This is a genomic window from Enterobacter sp. PL1, from assembly GCF_945957325.1.
Taxonomy (GTDB): Bacteria; Pseudomonadota; Gammaproteobacteria; order Enterobacterales; family Enterobacteriaceae; genus Enterobacter; species Enterobacter roggenkampii.
Genome location: NZ_CAMFKT010000019.1, coordinates 1 through 21,110, shown reverse-complemented (window position 1 = coordinate 21,110; position 21,110 = coordinate 1). Strand labels below are relative to the sequence as shown.

Here is a 21,110-nt window from a genome sequence, read left to right as displayed (position 1 = left end):
GCCTGTGCCGGGGCCTTTCGCCCCGGCCATGTTCACCCGAGCGCCTTTGCCAGCAGCGTAATCGGATGCTCGCAGCGCTTGCTGGTGGACATCTCAATCTGCCACTTGCAGGTTTCGCAGTCCGTCACCACGATATCCGCGCCGCTCTCCTCAATCTGACGGAACAGCGGAGCGCCGATCGCCTGCGATGTTTCGTAGTTTTCACGCTTAAAGCCGTAGGTTCCCGCAATCCCGCAGCAGCGTGAGTCCAGCACCGTCAGCTCCAGCCCCGGAATTAACCGCAGCAGCTCAAGCGTATAGAGTGACCAGCCCATTTTTTCCATATGACACGGCGTGTGGTACACCACTTTCAGGGGTAATTTCCCCAGCGGCAACGTCTGTCCGCTGTCCAGCTTGCGCCACAGGAAGCGCGTCGCCAGCTCGATGTGCTCGCGCAGGCCGGTGTTGTCCACGTCCAGCAGATGCGGATACTCGTCACGCAGGGTGAAGCTACAGGTGGATGAGGTCGCCAACACCGGTATGCCTTTCTCGACAATCGCCTCGCGCAGGGAGGTGACATTGCTTTGAGCCTGCCTGCGCGCTTTATCGGTAAACCCGTTGGCAATCAGCGGCACGCCGCAGCACTTTTCTTTATTCAGTAGCTGAACGCCCGTTCCCATGGCGTTCAGCACCTTCAGCAGATCTTTACCCAGCTGCGGGTGGTTGTAATTCACGTAGCAGCCGTGGAAAAAAGCCACCTGGTCGGCATACTTCGCCTGCTCCGCGGCGACGGACTTATACCAGCGGCGGAAGGTGCCGTGAGAATATTTCGGCAGGCTGCGGTGATGGTCAATCTTCAGCGTGGCATCCAGCAGCTGGCGCACCGGCTTGAGAGCGGTCGCGGCATTCACCAGCGGGGCAAACGGCGTCGAGACGCTGCCCATCAGATCGGTGTGGCTCAGAATCGCGTCCCGCAGCGACGGCTTTTGCGTGCTGTAGCGCGCCCGGGCGCGCTGAATAATATCGCCGATTTTCACATCCGATGGGCAGGCGACTTCGCAGCGTTTGCAATTGATGCAGTATTTCAGCGCTTCATCGTACAGCTTGCCGTCCTTCAGGCGCAGACGCTCGCCGTCCGGCCCGGCCTGTTTAGGCCCGGGATAGCGTGGGTTGACGCCGCTGACCGGGCAGACGGTGGTACACACCGTGCATTTGATGCAGCTTTCAAAACGGGTATCGTTCATTGTTCAGCCTCCGTGCGCTGGCTAATCTGCTCTGCCACATACAGCGCCGTGACGGCGCAGACTCCGCCACCGCATCCCTGGGTAATGGGATCGTACCCGCCCAGCAGCGAGCCGATGGCAAAGAGATTACTGACGGGCTTACCGGCAAGCTGCGGATGCAGGTGGTTATCGACAATCACGCCGAACTGTTGCCAGGGCTGCGGCGAGAAGAAATCACTCTGATACCAGTCCGCGCGGGAGGCTCGCTGGCGAACATCCAGCCCCATAATGGCTTCCCGGATGCCCTCCCGGCTGCTCAGCAGCCCGTTGCTGAAGAAGCTGCCGCTTGCCAGCACCGTATAGCGTGCACGAAGCGGAATATCGTCGTGGTTGCGCGTCCAGATTTCGCTCACCGCGCCGTCTGTCAGGGTGATTTTTTTCACTTCATCACCTGCCATCCAGACGCCACCCTGCGCAACAAACTTACGCTGGAGCTGGGTATGCAGGCGAATGCCGGGGACAGACGGGGGCAGCGTGGGCAACAAACCGAGCGTGCAGGGCAGACGATCCGAGAGCCAGCGCCAGAGTCGGTTATCGTTCAGGCCAAAGCACGCGGGCATCAATAGCGCATCGCATCCTTCCGCAAGCGGGCTGAGCGCCTCATACAGCAGCGGCCATTTGTCCTCGTTATCCAGAAAACGGGCGATATTCACCGCGCGAAATTCGCTCGGGTTATCGCGCAGGACATCAAGCTCAGGCAGCTCTATCTCTGCCGTTTCGGCGTTAACGCCCTGGCGACAAAGTGACGCCGCCGCGAGATGGGGCTGAAAATCCAGAAAGCCGCTAATCCCTACCACCCGCACGCGTCCCGCGTGAATGGGGGCAACGGGCACTTCCTCCGGGCTGAGCCAGGCGGAACGCAGGGTGCCTAGCGGCGTAACGCGCTGGTGATTGAACCTGGCGCTGCCCTGCAGACGCGCGCCGCACTCCGCCAGCAGCGCTTCGGTTTCCAGCGCAAAGCGGTCAATATGCTGTGCGCCAACCAGGTGATAAGGGTGCTCCGGCGGCAGCTTATCGCGGTACGCTTCGTCCACCAGATCCAGCGAGCCCGACGAGAAGTGCAGGGCGCTCTGCCCCCGGGTGATAATGGCGCAGCGCAGCCCCTGCTTCGTGAGCTTAATGCCGCAGAGCAGGCCCGCCAGCCCGCCGCCGACAATCACGGTATCAAATTTCATCGTGTTGCTCCTTCTCCAGACCGCAAAGTCCCTGGTAGACCCAGCGGGTAAATTCACTTTCACGCAGGGCATCGCCCCAGGCGACAGGCTGAATGCCTTTCCAGCGCTCGTTTAAAAACGCGCTGAGCTGATCGAGCGACTGGGTGGCGGTGGTGGTATGAAAGCGCTGCAGCAGCCCCACAGCACGGCAGGCGCACAGCTCGCCCTGACAGGTGCCCATTCCGACGCGGGTGCGGCGGCGGAGATCGAGCAGGCTGTTGACCGTCAGGTTCTCCACCGCGTACTGCACTTCACCGGCCGTCACGGCTTCGCACTCGCACACCAGGCTGCGGCTCAATCTTCCTTCACCAAGCCACGGTGGCGTTCTGTCGCCGTGGCGGTATACCGCGGACCCGCGCAGCGGCGCGGGCAGGGAGATAATTTTTTGCAGCGTTTTTTCGGTGGACTGCCGCGAGCCGGGCAGGGCTTGTTCTGCCGTCACGCACCGTTCGGTATTGCCCAGCTTGCGGCAGACGGCATCGGTCGCCCACTCGGCCATCAGGCGGTAGGTCATCAGCTTGCCGCCGGTGATGGTGATAAACCCGTCCATGCCGTCGCGCGCGGCGTGATCGAGCAGCACGATGCCCCGGCTGACGTTCCGTCCGCTCGGGTCGTTGTCGCTGGCGACCAGCGGACGCACGCCCGCGTAGGCGCGCAGAATCCGCGTCTTGGCCATCACCGGGGCCAGTTTTTCCCCTTCCCGCAGCAGGATATCTACCTCTTCAGCGGTGACGCGGTTGTAATCAATCTCGCTGTAGTCCACGTGCGTTGAAGTCGTCCCGATTAACGAAATGGTGTCGCCCGGAACGAGGATATCGGCGTCAGACGGCTTGCGGCAGCGGTTAATCACGTGGTTATTGATGCGGTGGTCGAGGATCAGCAGCGAGCCTTTCGCCGGGAACATGCGCACCGACAGGTCCGCATATTCCGCTATACGCTGGCCCCAGATCCCCGCCGCGTTAACCACTACGGCGGCATACAGCTCGCCGTGCTCGTTGTACTGCGTATCAAACACCCGCACCCCACAGATGCGATGACCTTCGCGAATAAGCCCGGTCACTTCATGTCCGGTCAGAATGCGTGCGCCATGCTCACGGGCGTCCAGCATGTTGGCGGCGGTCAGGCGGAACGGATCGACGGTACCGTCAGGGACTTTCACCGCGCCGATAAGCGCCGGGTTGACCGACGGTTCCAGCCGCCGCGCCAGCGCCGGATCCATGGCCTCCGCCTGAATGCCCGCGGCAGTGCAGGCGGTAATAAAGGTGTCCTGAAAGGCGAGGTCATCTTCGGGAAGGGTAATAAAGAGGCCGTCGGTCGGCTCAATGCAGTGGCGTGCGATACGCTTGAGGATCTGGTTTTCAGCAATACATTCGCGCGCGGATTCCGCGTCGGTGACCGCATACCGGGCGCCGCTGTGCAGCAGGCCGTGGTTCCGTCCGGTTGCGCCCGTGGCGATATCATGGCGTTCCAGAAGCGTAACGCTTAAGCCGCGAAGGGCGCAATCGCGCGCGATCCCGGCGCCGGTTGCGCCACCACCAATGATTATCACATCACTATAACGAGGATCGTGACTGGTCATTGTTTACCCTCTATGTTCGTTTTTTATCATTTAGCCATAGTAATTTTGTGGTTTGTTTGATTTCGAACATAAACGCGCGGAATTCGAAAGTGAAACGTGATTTCATGCGCTTTTTTGCGCATTCTGTCATATTTCTGTAACAATCTGTGCGTTGATTCACAGTAACAATCACCGTGATTTCTTAACATCCCCGCCTCTGGAATTCAGGTGCGAGCCACCTGCTCATTCATTTCAAGGCCACGGAGGCTGTTATGCTCAGTATCTTCAAACCTGCGCCCCACAGGGCGCGTCTGCCAGAGGCAGAAATAGATCCGCTCTATCGCCGTCTGCGTTGGCAAATCTTCCTGGGGATCTTCTTCGGGTATGCGGCGTACTACCTTGTACGTAAAAACTTCGCGCTCGCCATGCCGTATCTGGTGGAGCAGGGCTTCTCCCGCGGCGATCTGGGGTTCGCGCTGTCGGGGATATCCATCGCCTACGGTTTTTCCAAATTCATCATGGGTTCCGTGTCGGATCGCTCGAATCCGCGCGTGTTCCTGCCTGCCGGTCTGATCCTGGCGGCAGCGGTAATGCTGTTTATGGGCTTTGTGCCATGGGCAACCTCCAGCATTGCCATCATGTTCGTGCTGCTGTTCCTCTGCGGCTGGTTCCAGGGAATGGGGTGGCCGCCGTGCGGACGCACCATGGTGCACTGGTGGTCGCAGAAAGAGCGCGGCGGCATCGTGTCGGTGTGGAACTGCGCCCATAACGTGGGCGGCGGTATTCCGCCGCTGCTGTTCCTGCTGGGGATGGCCTGGTTCAACGACTGGCACGCGGCGCTCTACATGCCTGCCTTTGGTGCCATTCTGGTGGCGATTATTGCCTTCGCCCTGATGCGCGATACGCCGCAGTCCTGCGGCCTGCCGCCGATTGAAGAGTACAAAAACGACTATCCGGATGATTACAGCGAGAAGCACGAAGAAGAGCTGACCGCGAAGCAAATCTTCATGAAGTACGTCCTGCCGAACAAGCTGCTGTGGTACATCGCGGTCGCCAACGTGTTCGTTTATCTCCTGCGCTACGGCATTCTGGACTGGTCCCCGACCTACCTGAAAGAGGTGAAGCACTTCGCGCTGGATAAATCCTCCTGGGCGTACTTCCTGTATGAATACGCCGGTATCCCGGGCACCCTGATTTGCGGCTGGATGTCGGACAAGGTGTTTAAGGGCAACCGCGGTGCGACGGGCGTCTTCTTTATGACCCTGGTGACTATCGCAACGGTAGTGTACTGGCTCAACCCGCCGGGAAATCCGGGTGTGGATATGGCCTGTATGATCGTCATCGGCTTCCTGATTTACGGTCCGGTAATGCTGATCGGTCTTCACGCGCTGGAGCTGGCGCCGAAGAAAGCGGCGGGCACGGCGGCGGGCTTTACCGGCCTGTTCGGCTACCTCGGCGGTTCGGTCGCGGCGAGCGCCATCGTGGGCTATACCGTTGACTTCTTCGGCTGGGACGGCGGTTTTATGGTGATGATCGGCGGCAGCGTGCTGGCGGTACTGCTGCTGATTGTTGTGATGATCGGGGAAAAACGTCACCACGCGGAAGTGCTGGCGCGTCGTCAATAAGGAGCTTTGCGATGAAATTAACTCAGTTAGCAACCGGCCTGCTGCTGGCGGGCCTGATGACAGGCTCCGCGCTGGCGGCGGATAAAATCGTTATTGCCCACCGCGGTGCCAGCGGCTATCTGCCGGAGCATACGCTCCCGGCGAAAGCGATGGCCTATGCGCAAGGCGCGGATTATCTGGAGCAGGATCTGGTGATGACGAAGGACGACCAGCTGGTCGTCCTGCACGACCATTATCTTGACCGCGTGACGGACGTAGCAGAGCGTTTCCCGGATCGCGCCCGCAAAGATGGCCGCTTCTACGCCATTGACTTCACGCTGGCGGAGATCCGCTCCCTGAAGTTCACCGAAGGCTTCGAGATTGAAAACGGCAAGAAGGTGCAGGTCTATCCGGGACGTTTCCCGATGGGCAAATCTGACTTCCGGATCCATACCTTCCAGGAAGAGATTGAGTTTGTTCAGGGACTGAACCACTCCACCGGTAAAAACATCGGCATCTACCCGGAAATCAAAGCCCCATGGTTCCACCATCAGGAAGGGAAAGACATTGCCGCGAAGACGCTGGAGGTGCTCAAACAGTACGGCTACACCAGCAAGCAGGACAAAGTCTACCTGCAGTGTTTTGACGCCGCCGAGCTGAAGCGCATCAAAACCGAGCTGGAGCCGAAGATGGGGATGGATCTCAATCTGGTGCAGCTGATCGCCTATACCGACTGGAATGAAACCCAGGAGAAGCAGCCGGACGGCAAGTGGGTGAACTACAGCTACGACTGGATGTTTAAGCCGGGCGCGATGAAGCAGATTGCGCAGTACGCCGACGGCATCGGGCCGGATTACCACATGCTGGTGGCGGAAGGCTCAACGCCGGGCCACGTGAAGCTGACGGCGATGGTGAAAGAGGCGCATGCCAGCAAGATGCAGGTGCATCCGTACACCGTGCGTGCAGACCAGCTGCCGCCGTATGCCACGGATGTGAATCAGCTTTATGAGGTGTTATATAACCAGGCGGGCGTGGACGGACTGTTTACGGATTTCCCGGATAAAGCGGTCAGCTTCCTGAAGGATTAACGCTGAAATTGCCGGGTCGCGGCTGCGCCTTACCCGGCCTACGAACTGCGGTTTTGTAGGTCGGGTAAGCGAAGCGCCACCCGACACCATCACATCTCGATCTCGATATCGCCTTTTGCCCGGCAGCAGCAGGGCAAAATTTCCCCTTCGTTGATAAAGGCTAGCGGTTCGGTCAGCCAGTCCACCTGGCCGGCGACCAGACGGCAGCGGCAAGAGCCGCAGTAGCCGGAACGACACTGGTACTCTACTTCGACCTGATGCGCCTCAAGCGCCACCAGCAGAGAAGGGTGCTCTTCCCGACACAGTACCTCAGTGCCGGAAAGACTTAACGTGACGCGTGACATCAGAGCTGGAAGTCGCTCAGGTCGTCGGTGTTGACTTCAGAATCAATCTGACCGACCAGATAAGAACTCACTTCCACTTCCTGCGGCGCAACCTGCACGTTATCGGACACCAGCCAGGTGTTGATCCACGGGATAGGGTTAGAGCGCGTCTGGAACGGCAGGTCGAGACCGACCGCCTGCATGCGGATGTTGGTGATGTACTCAACGTACTGGCACAGGATGTCTTTGTTCAGGCCAATCATGGAGCCGTCGCGGAACAGGTAGTCTGCCCACTCTTTCTCCTGCTGAGCCGCCAGCACGAACAGGTCGTAGCACTCCTGCTTGCACTCTTCGGCGATTTCCGCCATCTCCGGATCGTCCGTGCCGCTGCGCAGCAGGTTCAGCATGTGCTGGGTACCGGTCAGGTGCAGGGCTTCATCGCGGGCAATCAGACGGATGATTTTGGCGTTGCCTTCCATCAGCTTGCGCTCGGCAAAGGCGAAGGAGCAGGCGAAGCTGACGTAGAAGCGGATCGCTTCCAGCGCGTTAACGCTCATCAGACACAGGTACAGCTGTTTTTTCAGCGCGCGCAGGTTCACGGTGATGGTTTTACCGTTCACATGGTGAGTGCCTTCGCCCAGCAGGTGCCAGTAGCTGGTCATCTCGATCAGCTCGTCGTAGTAATGGGCAATGCCTTCCGCGCGCTTCTGGATCTGCTCGTTGGTGACGATATCGTCAAACACCACTGCCGGATCGTTCACGATGTTGCGAATGATGTGGGTGTAAGAGCGGGAGTGGATCGTCTCGGAGAACGCCCAGGTTTCCACCCAGGTTTCCAGCTCAGGAATCGAGATCAGCGGCAGCAGCGCCACGTTCGGGCTACGGCCCTGAATGGAGTCCAGCAGCGTCTGGTACTTCAGGTTGCTGATGAAGATATGTTTTTCGTGATCCGGCAGAGACTGGTAGTCAATACGGTCGCGGGAGACGTCCACTTCTTCCGGACGCCAGAAGAAGGAGAGTTGCTTTTCAATCAGCTTTTCGAAGATGTCATATTTTTGCTGATCGTAGCGTGCCACGTTGACCGGCTGGCCGAAGAACATCGGCTCTTTGAGCTGGTCGTTTTTCGTCTGTGAAAAGGTGGTATATGCCATTGCGGTGAGTCCTGTTGAGATTTTATTGCCCGGCGGCACTGCGTTTGCCGGGCCTACAAAACCGTAGGCCGGGTAAGCGTAGCGCCACCCGGCGAAGTGCTTAGATCTTACATGCGCCGCTTTCGCAGCCATCGTCCTGAATTGACGGAACCAGGTCGTCCTGCGCGTCTTCCGCACCGTCACGGGTGTTGTGATAGTACAGGGTTTTCACGCCAAATTTGTAGGCGGTGAGCAGGTCTTTCAGCAGCTGCTGCATCGGCACCTTGCCGGACGGGAAGCGCGTCGGGTCATAGTTGGTATTGGCAGAGATCGACTGGTCGATAAACTTCTGCATGATACCCACCAGCTGCAGGTAGCCGTCGTTGTTTGGCATTTCCCACAGCAGCTCGTAGTTGTCACCCAGCGTCTCATAATCCGGTACCACCTGACGCAGCACGCCGTCTTTCGAGGCTTTGATGCTGACGTGGCCGCGCGGCGGCTCAATACCGTTGGTGGCGTTAGAGATCTGCGAAGAGGTCTCGGACGGCATCAGGGCAGAGAGCGTGGAGTTACGCAGGCCGTGAGTCTTGATGGACTCGCGCAGGCCTTCCCAGTCGAGGTGCAGCGGCTCGCTGACAATCGCATCCAGGTCTTTCTTGTAAGTGTCGATTGGCAGAATGCCTTTCGCATAGGTGGTTTCGTTGAACCACGGGCACGCGCCTTGCTCTTTCGCCAGCTCGTTGGACGCTTTCATCAGGTAGTACTGAATCGCTTCGAACGTCTGGTGCGTCAGGTTGTTGGCGCTGCCGTCGGAGTAACGCTTGCCGTTTTTCGCCAGCCAGTAGGCGAAGTTGATCACGCCGATACCCAGGGTACGACGCCCCATCGCACCGCGTTTCGCGGCCGGGATTGGGTAATCCTGGTAGTCCAGCAGGGCGTCGAGCGCACGAACCGCCAGCACGGCCAGCTCTTCCAGCTCGTCCAGGCTCTTGATGGCACCCAGGTTGAACGCGGACAGCGTACACAGCGCAATTTCACCGTTTTCGTCGTTCACGTCTTCCAGCGGTTTGGTCGGCAGGGCGATCTCCAGGCACAGGTTAGACTGGCGCACTGGTGCAACCACCGGATCAAACGGGCTGTGGGTGTTGCAGTGGTCAACGTTCTGAATGTAGATACGGCCGGTAGAGGCACGTTCCTGCATCATCAGGGAGAACAGGTCCACCGCCTTCACGCGCTGCTTGCGGATGCTGTCGTCCTTTTCGTATTTGGTGTACAGACGCTCGAATTCGTCCTGATCGGCGAAGAACGCGTCATACAGGCCCGGGACGTCGGACGGGCTGAACAGGGTGATCTCTTCGCCCTTCAGCAGGCGGGTGTACATCAGCTTGTTGATCTGCACGCCGTAGTCCATGTGACGCACGCGGTTGCCTTCAACACCACGGTTGTTTTTCAGGACCAGCAGGCTTTCCACTTCCAGGTGCCACATAGGGTAGAACAGGGTCGCAGCACCGCCGCGCACGCCACCCTGAGAGCAGGATTTTACTGCCGTCTGGAAGTGCTTATAGAACGGGATACAGCCGGTGTGGAACGCTTCACCGCCGCGAATCGGGCTGCCCAGCGCACGGATGCGACCGGCGTTGATGCCGATACCGGCACGCTGGGAAACGTATTTCACGATGGCGCTGGAAGTGGCGTTGATGGAATCCAGGCTGTCACCGCACTCGATCAGTACGCAGGAGCTGAACTGACGGGTTGGGGTGCGCACGCCAGACATGATTGGCGTCGGCAGTGAAATCTTGAACGTCGATACCGCATCGTAGAAACGCTTCACGTAATCCAGACGGGTGTCTCGCGGATAGTTGGAGAACAGGCAGGCGGCCACCAGAATATAGAGGAACTGGGCGCTTTCGTAGATCTCACCGGTTACACGGTTCTGAACCAGGTATTTGCCTTCGAGCTGCTTCACCGCCGCGTAGGAGAAGTTCATGTCGCGCCAGTGATCGATAAACCCGTTCATCTGCTCGAACTCTTCTTCCGTATAGTCTTCCAGCAGATGCGTGTCGTATTTGCCCAGCTCAACCATTTTCACCACGTGATCGTAAAGCTTCGGCGGCTCAAACTGGCCGTAGGCTTTTTTACGCAGGTGGAAAATCGCCAGACGTGCAGCGAGGTACTGATAATCCGGTGCTTCGCGGGAGATGAGGTCCGCCGCCGCTTTAATGATCGTTTCGTGGATATCAGACGTTTTGATGCCGTCGTAGAACTGGATGTGTGAACGCAGTTCAACCTGGGAGATAGATACGTTGTTCAGTCCTTCTGCTGCCCAGTCGAGAACTCGATGGATTTTGTCCAGATTGATACGCTCGGTAGTACCGTCGCGCTTTGTCACCAGCAGACTCTGATTCATGTGGGGTTTACCTGTCCGTGAAATAAAAAAATATCCCCCGCTTATCCACAGAACCGTCTTGTGACTAACTCTGTGGATAAATACTACATATAGGGGGTTTGCGATAAGAAAAACGCTATATGGTGAGTATTCTAGTAAGGATTCTTTTCAGTACAAGGGTTGATTTTGACGTTAAATTGAGGTTGTGAAAGGGTAAAAAAGGCTAAGTCCTCGTGCTGTAAGGCCTGGAAGACATGTCAATAATTAAGAAAAAAAATTCAAAATTTGATCGAGTGCTGATTTCTTCAACGGGCGGTCAGAATTGCGCAACATGATGTCGCGCAATCTTTATAAGAATAACGAATGACGTTAGTCGTTTTTGGCGGTTGTATGCAACATATAGTTAACATCAACGCCCGGTGCGAGTTTGAATTTATTGGTCAGCGGATTGTAGTGCAGACCGGTGATGTGCTGCTCCTTGAGCCACGTCTGGTCGACCCAGCTTAACAGTTCCGCAGGCTTGATGAATTTCTTCACGTCATGCGTGCCTTTCGGCACCATGCGCAGCACATACTCCGCGCCAACGACGGCCATCAGCCAGGCTTTACCGTTGCGGTTGATGGTCGAGAAGAAGACCTGTCCACCCGGTTTCACCAGTTTTGCACAGGCGTGCACCACGGACTGCGGATCGGGAACGTGTTCCAGCATCTCCATGCAGGTCACCACATCGTACTGATGGGCATGTTTTGCCGCGTGTTCTTCCACGGTTTCCTGCACGTAGTCCACCTGTATGCCAGACTCCAGCGCATGAAGACGAGCAACCTGCAGCGGTTCAAAGCCCATATCCAGGCCCGTGACGTTCGCCCCTTCGCGCGCCATGCTTTCCGCCAGGATACCGCCGCCGCAGCCGACATCGAGCACTTTTTTACCGAACAGACCGCCGGAACGCTCCGCGATATAGCCCAGACGCAGCGGGTTAATACGGTGCAGCGGTTTGAACTCGCCTTCGAGATCCCACCAGCGGGACGCCACCGCTTCAAATTTGGCAATCTCTTCGTGGTCAACGTTGTGAGCCACCGGGGATTTTTCGGCATTCATGGGCGCTTTTACTCCTTATTTAGCAAGACGAATGAGTATATCAGGCAATCCCTGTGAATAAAGCGTATAGGTTTACCTCAATCACCTCGGCTGTGTTATAATTTGCGACCTTTGAATCCGGGATACAGTAGAGGGATAGCGGTTAGATGAGCGACCTTGCGAGAGAAATTACACCGGTTAACATCGAGGAAGAGCTGAAGAGCTCCTATCTGGACTATGCGATGTCGGTCATTGTTGGCCGTGCGCTGCCGGACGTCCGCGATGGCCTTAAGCCGGTACACCGTCGCGTACTATACGCCATGAACGTATTGGGCAATGACTGGAATAAAGCCTATAAAAAATCTGCCCGCGTCGTCGGTGACGTCATCGGTAAATATCACCCGCATGGTGATACCGCCGTTTATGACACCATCGTTCGTATGGCGCAGCCATTCTCCTTGCGCTACATGCTGGTAGATGGTCAGGGTAACTTTGGTTCAGTCGACGGCGACTCCGCTGCGGCGATGCGTTATACGGAAATCCGTATGTCGAAAATCGCTCATGAGCTGATGGCCGACCTGGAAAAAGAGACCGTTGATTTCGTCGATAACTACGACGGCACCGAGCGCATCCCAGATGTGATGCCCACCAAGATCCCGAACCTGTTAGTGAACGGTTCGTCCGGTATCGCGGTCGGTATGGCAACCAACATTCCGCCGCACAATATCACCGAGGTGATCAACGGCTGTCTGGCTTATATCGACGATGAAGATATCAGCATTGAAGGGCTGATGGCACACATCCCGGGCCCGGACTTCCCGACGGCGGCGATCATCAACGGTCGTCGCGGCATTGAAGAAGCGTACCGTACCGGCCGCGGCAAGATTTACATCCGTGCCCGCGCTGAAGTAGAAGCGGACGCCAAAACTGGCCGTGAAACCATTATTGTTCACGAGATCCCGTATCAGGTGAACAAAGCGCGTCTGATTGAAAAAATCGCCGAGCTGGTAAAAGAAAAACGCGTTGAAGGCATCAGCGCGCTGCGTGACGAGTCTGATAAAGACGGCATGCGCATCGTGATTGAGATCAAACGCGACGCGGTGGGTGAGGTTGTCCTGAATAACCTGTACTCCCAGACGCAGCTTCAGGTCTCCTTCGGTATCAACATGGTTGCGCTGCACCATGGTCAGCCGAAGATCATGAACCTGAAAGAGATCCTGAGCGCGTTCGTCCGTCACCGCCGTGAAGTGGTGACCCGTCGTACCATCTTCGAACTGCGCAAAGCGCGCGACCGTGCGCACATCCTTGAAGCGCTGGCGGTTGCGCTGGCCAACATCGACCCGATCATCGAGCTGATCCGTCGTGCGCCAACCCCGGCGGAAGCGAAAACCGCGCTGGTTTCCCGTCCGTGGGATCTGGGCAACGTCGCCGCGATGCTGGAACGTGCGGGCGATGACGCGGCGCGTCCTGAATGGCTGGAACCTGAGTTCGGCGTGCGTGACGGTCAATACTACCTGACTGAACAGCAGGCCCAGGCGATTCTGGATCTGCGTCTGCAGAAACTGACCGGCCTTGAGCATGAAAAACTGCTCGACGAATACAAAGAGCTGCTGGAACAAATTGCTGAGCTGCTGCATATCCTGGGCAGCGCAGAGCGCCTGATGGAAGTGATTCGCGAAGAGCTGGAGCTGGTCCGCGATCAGTTCGGCGACGAGCGCCGCACCGAAATCACCGCCAACAGCGCGGACATCAACATCGAAGACCTGATCAACCAGGAAGACGTTGTGGTGACCCTGTCTCATCAGGGCTACGTGAAGTATCAGCCGTTAACGGACTACGAAGCACAGCGTCGTGGCGGTAAAGGTAAATCTGCAGCACGTATTAAAGAAGAAGACTTTATTGACCGCCTGCTGGTGGCGAACACCCATGACACGATCCTCTGCTTCTCCAGCCGCGGTCGTCTGTACTGGATGAAAGTCTATCAGCTGCCGGAAGCAAGCCGTGGCGCACGTGGTCGTCCAATCGTCAACCTGCTGCCGCTGGAAGCGAACGAACGTATCACCGCCATTCTGCCGGTACGCGAGTACGAAGAGGGCGTGAACGTCTTTATGGCGACCGCCAGCGGTACCGTGAAGAAAACCGCGCTGACCGAATTCAGCCGTCCGCGTTCTGCCGGTATTATCGCCGTGAACCTGAACGAAGGCGACGAGCTGATTGGCGTGGATCTGACCTCGGGCTCCGATGAAGTCATGCTCTTCTCTGCGGCCGGTAAAGTGGTGCGCTTCAAAGAAGACGCCGTCCGTGCAATGGGCCGTACCGCGACGGGCGTACGTGGTATCAAACTGGCTGGCGAAGACAGCGTTGTTTCTCTGATTATTCCGCGCGGTGAAGGGGCTATCCTGACCGTCACGCAGAATGGTTACGGTAAACGTACGGCGGAAGGGGAATACCCAACCAAGTCTCGCGGCACGCAGGGCGTTATCTCCATCAAGGTGACCGAGCGCAACGGTTCCGTTGTCGGCGCGGTGCAGGTAGACGATGCCGACCAGATCATGATGATCACCGATGCGGGTACGCTGGTGCGTACCCGCGTGTCTGAGATCAGCGTGGTGGGTCGTAACACCCAGGGCGTGATCCTCATCCGTACAGCGGAAGATGAAAACGTGGTGGGTCTGCAGCGCGTTGCCGAGCCGGTGGATGACGAAGAGCTCGACTCCATCGACGGTAGCGTCGCGGAAGGCGATGAGGACATCGCGCCAGAAGCCGACACCGACGATGACGTAGCGGATGACGCTGACGAGTAATGTCTCCTGATGTAAAAAAGGGCCGGATTCCGGCCCTTTTCTTTTGCAGAAGCAGATAAGTCAACGTTGCGACCTGGCGCGTTTACCGCTACCTTAACCACATTCTTTTGACCCCGACGGCGGAGCCTCGCCCCCTTGAAATACCTCGTCTCCTTTCGTACTACGCTGAAAGTCTCTCGCTATCTGTTTAGAGCGCTGGCGCTCCTGCTTTGGCTGCTGGTGGCCTTGTTCTCGGTGTTTTACATCGTTAATGCGCTGCATCAGAAAGAAGCGGAGATCCGCCAGGAGTTTAACTTAAGCTCCGACCAGGCCCAGCGCTACATTCAGCGAACGTCTGACGTCATGAAGGAGCTGAAGTATATTGCCGAGAATCGTCTGACGGCGGAAAACGGTATTCTTGCGCTCCGCGGGCGTAACGACAAAACCGAAGTCCCGGACTTCCAGCCGCTGTTCCCGGATTCCGATTGCTCCACCATGAGCAATACTTGGCGCGGGTCGCTGGAATCGCTAGCCTGGTTTATGCGCTACTGGCGCGACAATTTCTCCGCCGCCTATGACCTGAACCGCGTCTTCCTGATTGGCAGCGAAAATCTCTGCATGGCTGACTTTGGCCTGCGCGACGTGCCCGTTGAGCGTGACAATGCGTTGAAAAGCCTGCATGAACGTATTGTGAAATACCGCAATGCCCCACAGGACGAGCGCGGGAATAACATCTTCTGGGTGAGCCAGGGCCCGCGCCCCGGCGTGGGCTATTTCTATGCCCTGACGCCGGTTTATCTCGGTAATCGCCTGCAGGCGCTGATGGGGATTGAGCAGACCATCCGCATGGAAAACTTCTTCACCCCTGGCAGCCTGCCCATGGGGGTGACCATTCTGGATGAAAACGGCCATCAGCTGATCTCGCTTGCCGGGCCCGATAACCGGCTGAACGTCGAACCGCACTGGATGCAGGAGCGGTCGTGGTTTGGCTATACCTCGGGCTTCCGCGAGCTGGTGCTGAAGAAGAGCCTGCCGCCTTCGTCGCTGAGTATCGTCTATTCGCTGCCGGTGGATATGGTACTTGAGCGGATACGCATTCTTATCATGAATGCAATTCTGCTCAACCTGCTGGCGGGGGGCGCGCTGTTTACGCTGGCGCGCATGTATGAGCGGAAAATCTTTATTCCCGCCGAAAGCGACGCCCAGCGCCTGGAGGAACACGAGCAGTTTAACCGCAAGATTGTTGCCTCGGCGCCGGTGGGGATCTGTATCCTGCGTACCCAGGACGGGACCAACATTCTGAGTAACGAACTGGCGCATAACTACCTGAACATGCTGACGCACGAAGACCGGCAGAGGCTGACGCAGATTATCTGCGGTCAGCAGGTTAACTTCGTTGACGTGCTCACAAGTACGCACACCAACCTGCAGATCAGCTTTGTCCATTCCCGCTATCGCAATGAAAACGTGGCGATTTGCGTGCTGGTGGATGTCTCCGCGCGCGTGAAGATGGAAGAGTCGTTGCAGGAGATGGCGCAGGCGGCGGAGCAGGCCAGCCAGTCAAAATCCATGTTCCTTGCGACCGTCAGCCACGAACTGCGTACGCCGCTGTACGGGATTATCGGTAACCTCGACCTGCTGCAGACTAAAGAGCTGCCGAAAGGCGTCGACCGGCTGGTGACGGCGATGAACAACTCCTCCAGCCTGCTGCTGAAAATCATCAGCGATATTCTCGACTTCTCTAAAATTGAGTCCGAGCAGCTGAAAATCGAGCCGCGCGAGTTTTCACCGCGCGAGGTGATGAACCACATCAGCGCCAACTATTTGCCGCTGGTGGTGCGTAAACAGCTGGGGCTCTACTGCTTTATCGAACCGGACGTGCCGCTGACGCTGCACGGCGATCCGATGCGCCTGCAGCAGGTCATCTCTAACCTGCTCAGCAACGCCATCAAATTTACCGATACCGGCTGTATTGTGCTGCACGTCTGCCGGGCAGGGGATTACCTGAGCATTCGCGTGCGCGACACGGGGGTTGGCATCCCGGCGAAGGAGGTGGTTCGCCTGTTCGATCCGTTCTTCCAGGTCGGTACCGGCGTGCAGCGTAACTTCCAGGGCACCGGACTGGGGCTGGCGATTTGTGAGAAGCTCGTCAGCATGATGGACGGCGATATCTCCGTAGATACCGAGCCCGGCATGGGCAGCCAGTTCACCATCCGCATTCCGCTCTATTCTGCGCAATATCCGGCAAAAGCCACGGTAGATGGCCTGAGCGATAAGCGCTGCTGGCTGGCGGTGCATAACGCCTCGCTGAATGACTATCTGACGGCGCTGCTGACCCACTGCGGCGTGAGGGTGTGCCGCTATGAAGGTCAAACACCGGACGTTGACGATGTGCTGATCGCCGACGAGATGCAGGAGCAGCCGTGGCAGGGGAGAGGGTCGGTGCTCTTCTGCCGTCGCCACATCGGCATTCCCGTCGAGCGCGCGCCTGGGGAATGGGTACACAGTGTTGCGACGCCGCACGAGCTGTTGAGCCTGCTGGCACGCATCTACAAAGTGGAGCTGGAAGAGCGCGACGGCGCGGGCGGATTGCCGTCACCGGAGTCTCTGGCGTCGGTGAATGACGATATGATGATTCTGGTGGTGGATGACCATCCGATTAACCGCCGCCTGCTGGCTGACCAGCTTGGATCGCTGGGCTACCAGTGCAAAACCGCCAATGACGGCGTGGATGCGCTGAACGTACTGAGTAAGAATCATATTGATATCGTGCTGAGCGACGTCAACATGCCTAACATGGACGGCTACCGTCTGACGCAGCGCATCCGGCAGCTTGGCCTGACGCTGCCGGTGGTGGGCGTAACGGCGAACGCGCTGGCGGAAGAGAAGCAGCGCTGTCTGGAGTCAGGCATGGACAGCTGTCTGTCGAAACCGGTGACGCTGGACGTGCTGAAGCAGACATTGTCGATTTACGCAGAGCGCGTGAGAAAAACGAGAATATAAAAAAGGCCCGGAAGGGCCTTTTTTATTTGCCCGGCGACGCTGCGCTTGCGCGGGCCTGCGGGTTTTGTAGGCCGGGTAAGCGCCAGCGCCACCCGGCATTTACAGTGGAGATCAATCCTTATCCGTTGCGCTCAGCGTCACGGAGGAGAGATAGTTGAGCAGCGCAATATCATTGTCCACACCCAGTTTCATCATCGCTGATTTCTTCTGGCTGCTGATGGTTTTAATACTGCGGTTCAGCTTCTTGGCAATCTCGGTCACCAGGAAACCTTCTGCGAACAGGCGCAGAACTTCACTCTCTTTCGGCGACAGACGTTTGTCACCGTAGCCACCCGCGCTGATTTTTTCCAGCAGACGAGAAACGCTTTCAGGCGTGAACTTCTTGCCTTTCTGCAGCGCCGCAAGCGCTTTAGGCAGATCGGTCGGTGCGCCCTGTTTCAGCACAATCCCTTCGATATCCAGATCCAGTACCGCGCTCAGGATCGCCGGGTTGTTGTTCATGGTCAGAACAATGATCGAGATATCCGGGAAGTGACGTTTAATATATTTGATGAGCGTGATCCCATCACCGTATTTGTCTCCGGGCATGGAGAGATCGGTAATGAGCACGTGTGCATCAAGCTTTGGGAGGTTATTGATCAGTGCTGTAGAGTCTTCAAATTCACCGACTACATTCACCCACTCGATCTGTTCAAGTGATTTGCGAATACCGAACAGTACAATCGGATGGTCATCGGCAATAATTACGTTCATATTGTTCATGTATAAGGCTACCTTGCTACAGCAAGCTTTTGACGTAGGCGTCAATGTCGCTGATGTATTTTTCAATGCCAGAGGCATCTTTCTCACGAATTAGATGTTCCAGCGTTTCACATAACTGCTTGCCGGGAACCAGATTAAGCATGGCAAACACCCCTTTAAGCCGGTGTGCTGTCTGTGCCAGCGCTGCAAAATCATTCGCAGCGGACTCAGTATACAACCGCTTAACATCATCTGGTACTGTATCAACAAAGAGTGAATAGTATCCGCTGGCGTGAAGCTCGGCATTTTCATTACCGCCAAGCGGGGATTCCGCTATCTCTTCCTGCGCCAGCTGCTCTTCTATTAGTTGTAGTACAGCTTCCTGCATCGCATTGCTTATATTAAAGTTGACGCGCAGCTGGCCAGGGCCGATTTTCCGCACGCCTGACTCATCATCGCTTAAAAGCAAGCCGGAGGCAGTAAGATTAGACGGATTATCAGTTAAAAACAGATCAAATTCTTGACTTGCAAGTCTTTCATCCGGCGTGATGCAGGCCGCCCCCCAGTTTTCTAACTGACGAACGACAATATTGCGGATCTCGTTCGAGGTCACATCGACCATCACCACGACATCATCCAGCAGACGTTCTTCATCTTCTTCCTGCGGGTTGGCCGCCATTTTCACGTGCAGAGAATAGCGGGTGCCGAGGGATTCACGGGCTTTGATATTCAGGTGGCCGCCGAGCTTGCGCGCCAGCTGATCGCACAGCCAGAAGGTGAGGGCATTGGCCTTGCCGTAGCGATCGCTTTGCGTGTCGTTCAGGAACGGGAAGTGGAGATTATCAATTTCACTCGTGGTGACGCCTTCCCCGGTGTCGAGGATGCGGAACGTCAGGCGGTCTTCTGCCGACTCCTCCGTACTGACTTCGAGGGTGATCTTGCCGATCTGCGTGGTCGTCACCGCGTACTGAATAATCATCAACAGTATGCGGCGCAGCGCTTCACGATCGCCGTGGCGCTCGTCATTTGCCGGAAGATTGTTATTGATCAGCAGCTGCAACCCTTTACGCTTAATCACGGGCAGGACTTCCGGAACGACTTCATCGATCAGGTCCTGAATAGAGAAGAGGGTTGGTGTTCCTTTCCAGAAATCATTCTCCAGCATGTTCGCCAGCTGGATCTCGTCAACCATTCTGACCAGCGAGTCGGCCTGACAGGCAAGCTGGTGGCTTTCTGACGTATTTAACGCCGCCGCCTGGGTCGCCAGCGTTTTTAACGGCTGCTTGAAGGCATCGCCAATATTCTGCATAAATGCGGCGCGCCCCTGCTGGTTTTTCTCATACAGTCTTTGCGCCTGCTTGAGCTTTTTATTCACCAGCACCTCGCGATCCTGATCGCGAATGATGAAAATTTGCGTGCGGGAGGCGACCTGGCTGCGGAACTGACGGATCTCGTACAGCTCATTGTTGATGGTGGCCTGGATCACCCCCTGGTGCTGATCCGCCATGGTGGTGATGTTCTGCAGGTTAAGATGCGGCAGCAGATGGTCGGCAATTTTATTGCTCATTACCGTACGATTCGCTTCCTGATCGTGAACTAAGACCCCAAGCGGCAGCACGGAAATAATCTCTTCATTTAGCGCACGTAACACGCGCAGTTCATTGCTGGTGCCTGCCGGGACCGCAGAGGCGTCGCTCTGACGCCCCGGCTGGAAACGGAAGGTGCTGTAGCCAAACAGCGCCAGCGCCAGCAGACCGATATTCAGCAGCAGAGGCAGCAGGATATTTTGCAGGGTATCGAGCAGCAGCGTGCCAAACGGCACCTGCCACACCAGACGCATACCGGTCGAGTTCAGGGACGAGGCAATTTCGATTTTTGAGCCGTTAAAGGAGATCGAGACGCTCTCTGCGGCCTCTTTGTCAGAAGCCGCACGCATGTTCTGGGTGCTGTTGTCGGGCTCCAGACGGAAGCTGTCGAGCGGCATGTCCGGCGGGATTAAATCGTTAATCGGTAAATCGAAGGCCACAACCGTCGCCAGATGTCCTGGCTGGTTGAAGGTGGTGCGCAGAGTAAAATAATGACCGTTTTGCCAGGCCAGACGACGCAGGGAAGAGAAGCTCTCACGTTCATCAAGGGCATTCGCCTGCTGCAGCATCTCTGCCCGGCGGGAGTCGACGATGCTGCCCACGGTGGTCTCTTTAAACCCGGAAGAGAGATCTTTTAACGGCAGCGTTGAGATCAGGATCATGCTGTTGTCCTGACCGTTCAGATAGTACATCGACCACGGCACCGTTTCGGCCCCCCAGAGGGTATCCAGATAGGTCGAAATACGCTGTGTCATCTCGAGCGTTGCGCTGTCGTGAGAGCCAAAAATGAGCGCCTCAGTCTTACGCTGCGGTTTTTCGAGGTAATAGACATCCTGCTTAAGCCGCGTCTCCTGAAGTCCATCTCCGGATGAGGAGGCCGGGGCGGCCGCAATATTGTCGTAAATCTGCCAGGTGGCGTAGCGCCAGGTATCGATGCGCTTATGCACGGCGTGGGTGATATCGACGACCTGATAGCTCTTATCCTTCAGCCAGGCGTTAACCGCGCTTTGTACCATCACCCCCATGGTCACTAACAGCACAACGATCAAAAGAAGAAAGAAACGGGTGATGCTCCCGGGGAGGAGGGAGAATTTGCTCGGGGCGGTGGTTTCAGTCTGACTCATTGATATCTTTAACCCGTCATGGTCATGCTCTGTGGCGATAGGGCAGTATAAAGGGTAATAACTGAATTTCCAGCGCCACCGTCCGGGAACAGGCGACTTTTTCAACGGACAATACCGGCGGCGGGTGGCGCGGTAAACATGTACAAACTCGTCCTGCGCGTACAAATAAAAAGTGCGCCTCGCCAGCAAATAGCACGAATTAACAAGAAATTAAGTTTTACATCAATTGTG

The 21,110-nt window shown here is 56.9% G+C and carries 13 protein-coding genes; 4 read left to right on the top strand and 9 right to left on the bottom strand.

All coding sequences use genetic code 11. The annotated features are described in order from the left end of the window. Nucleotides 1-32: 32 nt before the first annotated feature. Genes glpC through glpA form a run of 3 tightly spaced genes read right to left on the bottom strand, consistent with a single transcriptional unit; the run spans nt 33 to nt 4,055 of the window. Nucleotides 33-1,223 (bottom strand): anaerobic glycerol-3-phosphate dehydrogenase subunit GlpC, encoded by a 1,191-nt coding sequence (gene glpC / locus N6P30_RS16850; protein WP_032663169.1) that lies wholly within the window; start codon nt 1,221-1,223, stop codon nt 33-35. Further along, entirely contained in the window at nt 1,220-2,437 is a 1,218-nt protein-coding gene (gene glpB / locus N6P30_RS16845; RefSeq protein ID WP_032663170.1) for a glycerol-3-phosphate dehydrogenase subunit GlpB, read from the bottom strand. The genes glpC and glpB overlap by 4 nt, the downstream gene beginning before the upstream one ends. Beyond that, on the bottom strand, nt 2,427-4,055 hold the full coding sequence (gene glpA / locus N6P30_RS16840; RefSeq protein WP_032663171.1) for an anaerobic glycerol-3-phosphate dehydrogenase subunit A: 1,629 nt from the start codon (nt 4,053-4,055) through the stop codon (nt 2,427-2,429). Before glpA ends, glpB begins: the two co-directional genes overlap by 11 nt. 251 nt (nt 4,056-4,306) lie before the next feature. Here glpA and glpT point away from each other — a divergent pair, with 251 nt between their 5' ends. After that, the gene (gene glpT, locus N6P30_RS16835; RefSeq protein ID WP_008500232.1) at nt 4,307-5,659 is read left to right on the top strand and encodes a glycerol-3-phosphate transporter; all 1,353 of its coding nucleotides are present in this window, start codon (nt 4,307-4,309) and stop codon (nt 5,657-5,659) included. 11 nt (nt 5,660-5,670) lie between these two features. After that, entirely contained in the window at nt 5,671-6,726 is a 1,056-nt protein-coding gene (gene glpQ / locus N6P30_RS16830; RefSeq protein WP_008500233.1) for a glycerophosphodiester phosphodiesterase, read from the top strand. Nucleotides 6,727-6,815: 89 nt separating this feature from the next. On the opposite strand, the gene yfaE is transcribed toward glpQ, so the two are convergent. The 4 genes from yfaE to ubiG all read right to left on the bottom strand — a co-directional run bounded on the left by yfaE (nt 6,816) and on the right by ubiG (nt 11,663). Next, entirely contained in the window at nt 6,816-7,070 is a 255-nt protein-coding gene (yfaE, locus tag N6P30_RS16825) for a class I ribonucleotide reductase maintenance protein YfaE (protein ID WP_008500234.1), read from the bottom strand. After that, on the bottom strand, nt 7,070-8,200 hold the full coding sequence (gene nrdB / locus N6P30_RS16820; RefSeq protein WP_008500235.1) for a class Ia ribonucleoside-diphosphate reductase subunit beta: 1,131 nt from the start codon (nt 8,198-8,200) through the stop codon (nt 7,070-7,072). The genes yfaE and nrdB overlap by 1 nt, the downstream gene beginning before the upstream one ends. 100 nt (nt 8,201-8,300) lie before the next feature. Beyond that, nucleotides 8,301-10,586: a class 1a ribonucleoside-diphosphate reductase subunit alpha gene (gene nrdA, locus N6P30_RS16815; protein WP_008500237.1), complete on the bottom strand. Its 2,286-nt coding sequence runs from the start codon at nt 10,584-10,586 to the stop codon at nt 8,301-8,303. A 348-nt stretch (nt 10,587-10,934) separates the two neighbouring features. After that, nucleotides 10,935-11,663, bottom strand: coding sequence for a bifunctional 2-polyprenyl-6-hydroxyphenol methylase/3-demethylubiquinol 3-O-methyltransferase UbiG (gene ubiG, locus N6P30_RS16810; RefSeq protein ID WP_021241539.1), 729 nt, complete (start codon nt 11,661-11,663; stop codon nt 10,935-10,937). Nucleotides 11,664-11,809: 146 nt separating this feature from the next. Between ubiG and gyrA the strand changes: the two genes are divergently transcribed. Together gyrA and rcsC are read left to right on the top strand one after the other, a co-directional pair. After that, complete coding sequence (gyrA, locus tag N6P30_RS16805) at nt 11,810-14,446, top strand: DNA topoisomerase (ATP-hydrolyzing) subunit A (protein ID WP_008500239.1); 2,637 nt, start codon at nt 11,810-11,812, stop codon at nt 14,444-14,446. 135 nt (nt 14,447-14,581) lie between these two features. Next, nucleotides 14,582-17,428, top strand: a complete 2,847-nt coding sequence (rcsC, locus tag N6P30_RS16800) for a two-component system sensor histidine kinase RcsC (protein WP_008500240.1) — start codon at nt 14,582-14,584, stop codon at nt 17,426-17,428. A gap of 111 nt (nt 17,429-17,539) precedes the next feature. Here the strand turns inward: rcsC and rcsB are convergent, their stop codons facing one another. Both rcsB and rcsD read right to left on the bottom strand, forming a co-directional pair. Next, a complete protein-coding gene (gene rcsB, locus N6P30_RS16795) occupies nt 17,540-18,190 on the bottom strand; it encodes a response regulator transcription factor RcsB (RefSeq protein ID WP_003859405.1) in 651 nt (216 codons plus the stop codon). Nucleotides 18,191-18,206: 16 nt separating this feature from the next. Beyond that, nucleotides 18,207-20,879 (bottom strand): phosphotransferase RcsD, encoded by a 2,673-nt coding sequence (rcsD, locus tag N6P30_RS16790; RefSeq protein ID WP_021241536.1) that lies wholly within the window; start codon nt 20,877-20,879, stop codon nt 18,207-18,209. Between the last annotated feature and the right edge of the window lie 231 nt (nt 20,880-21,110).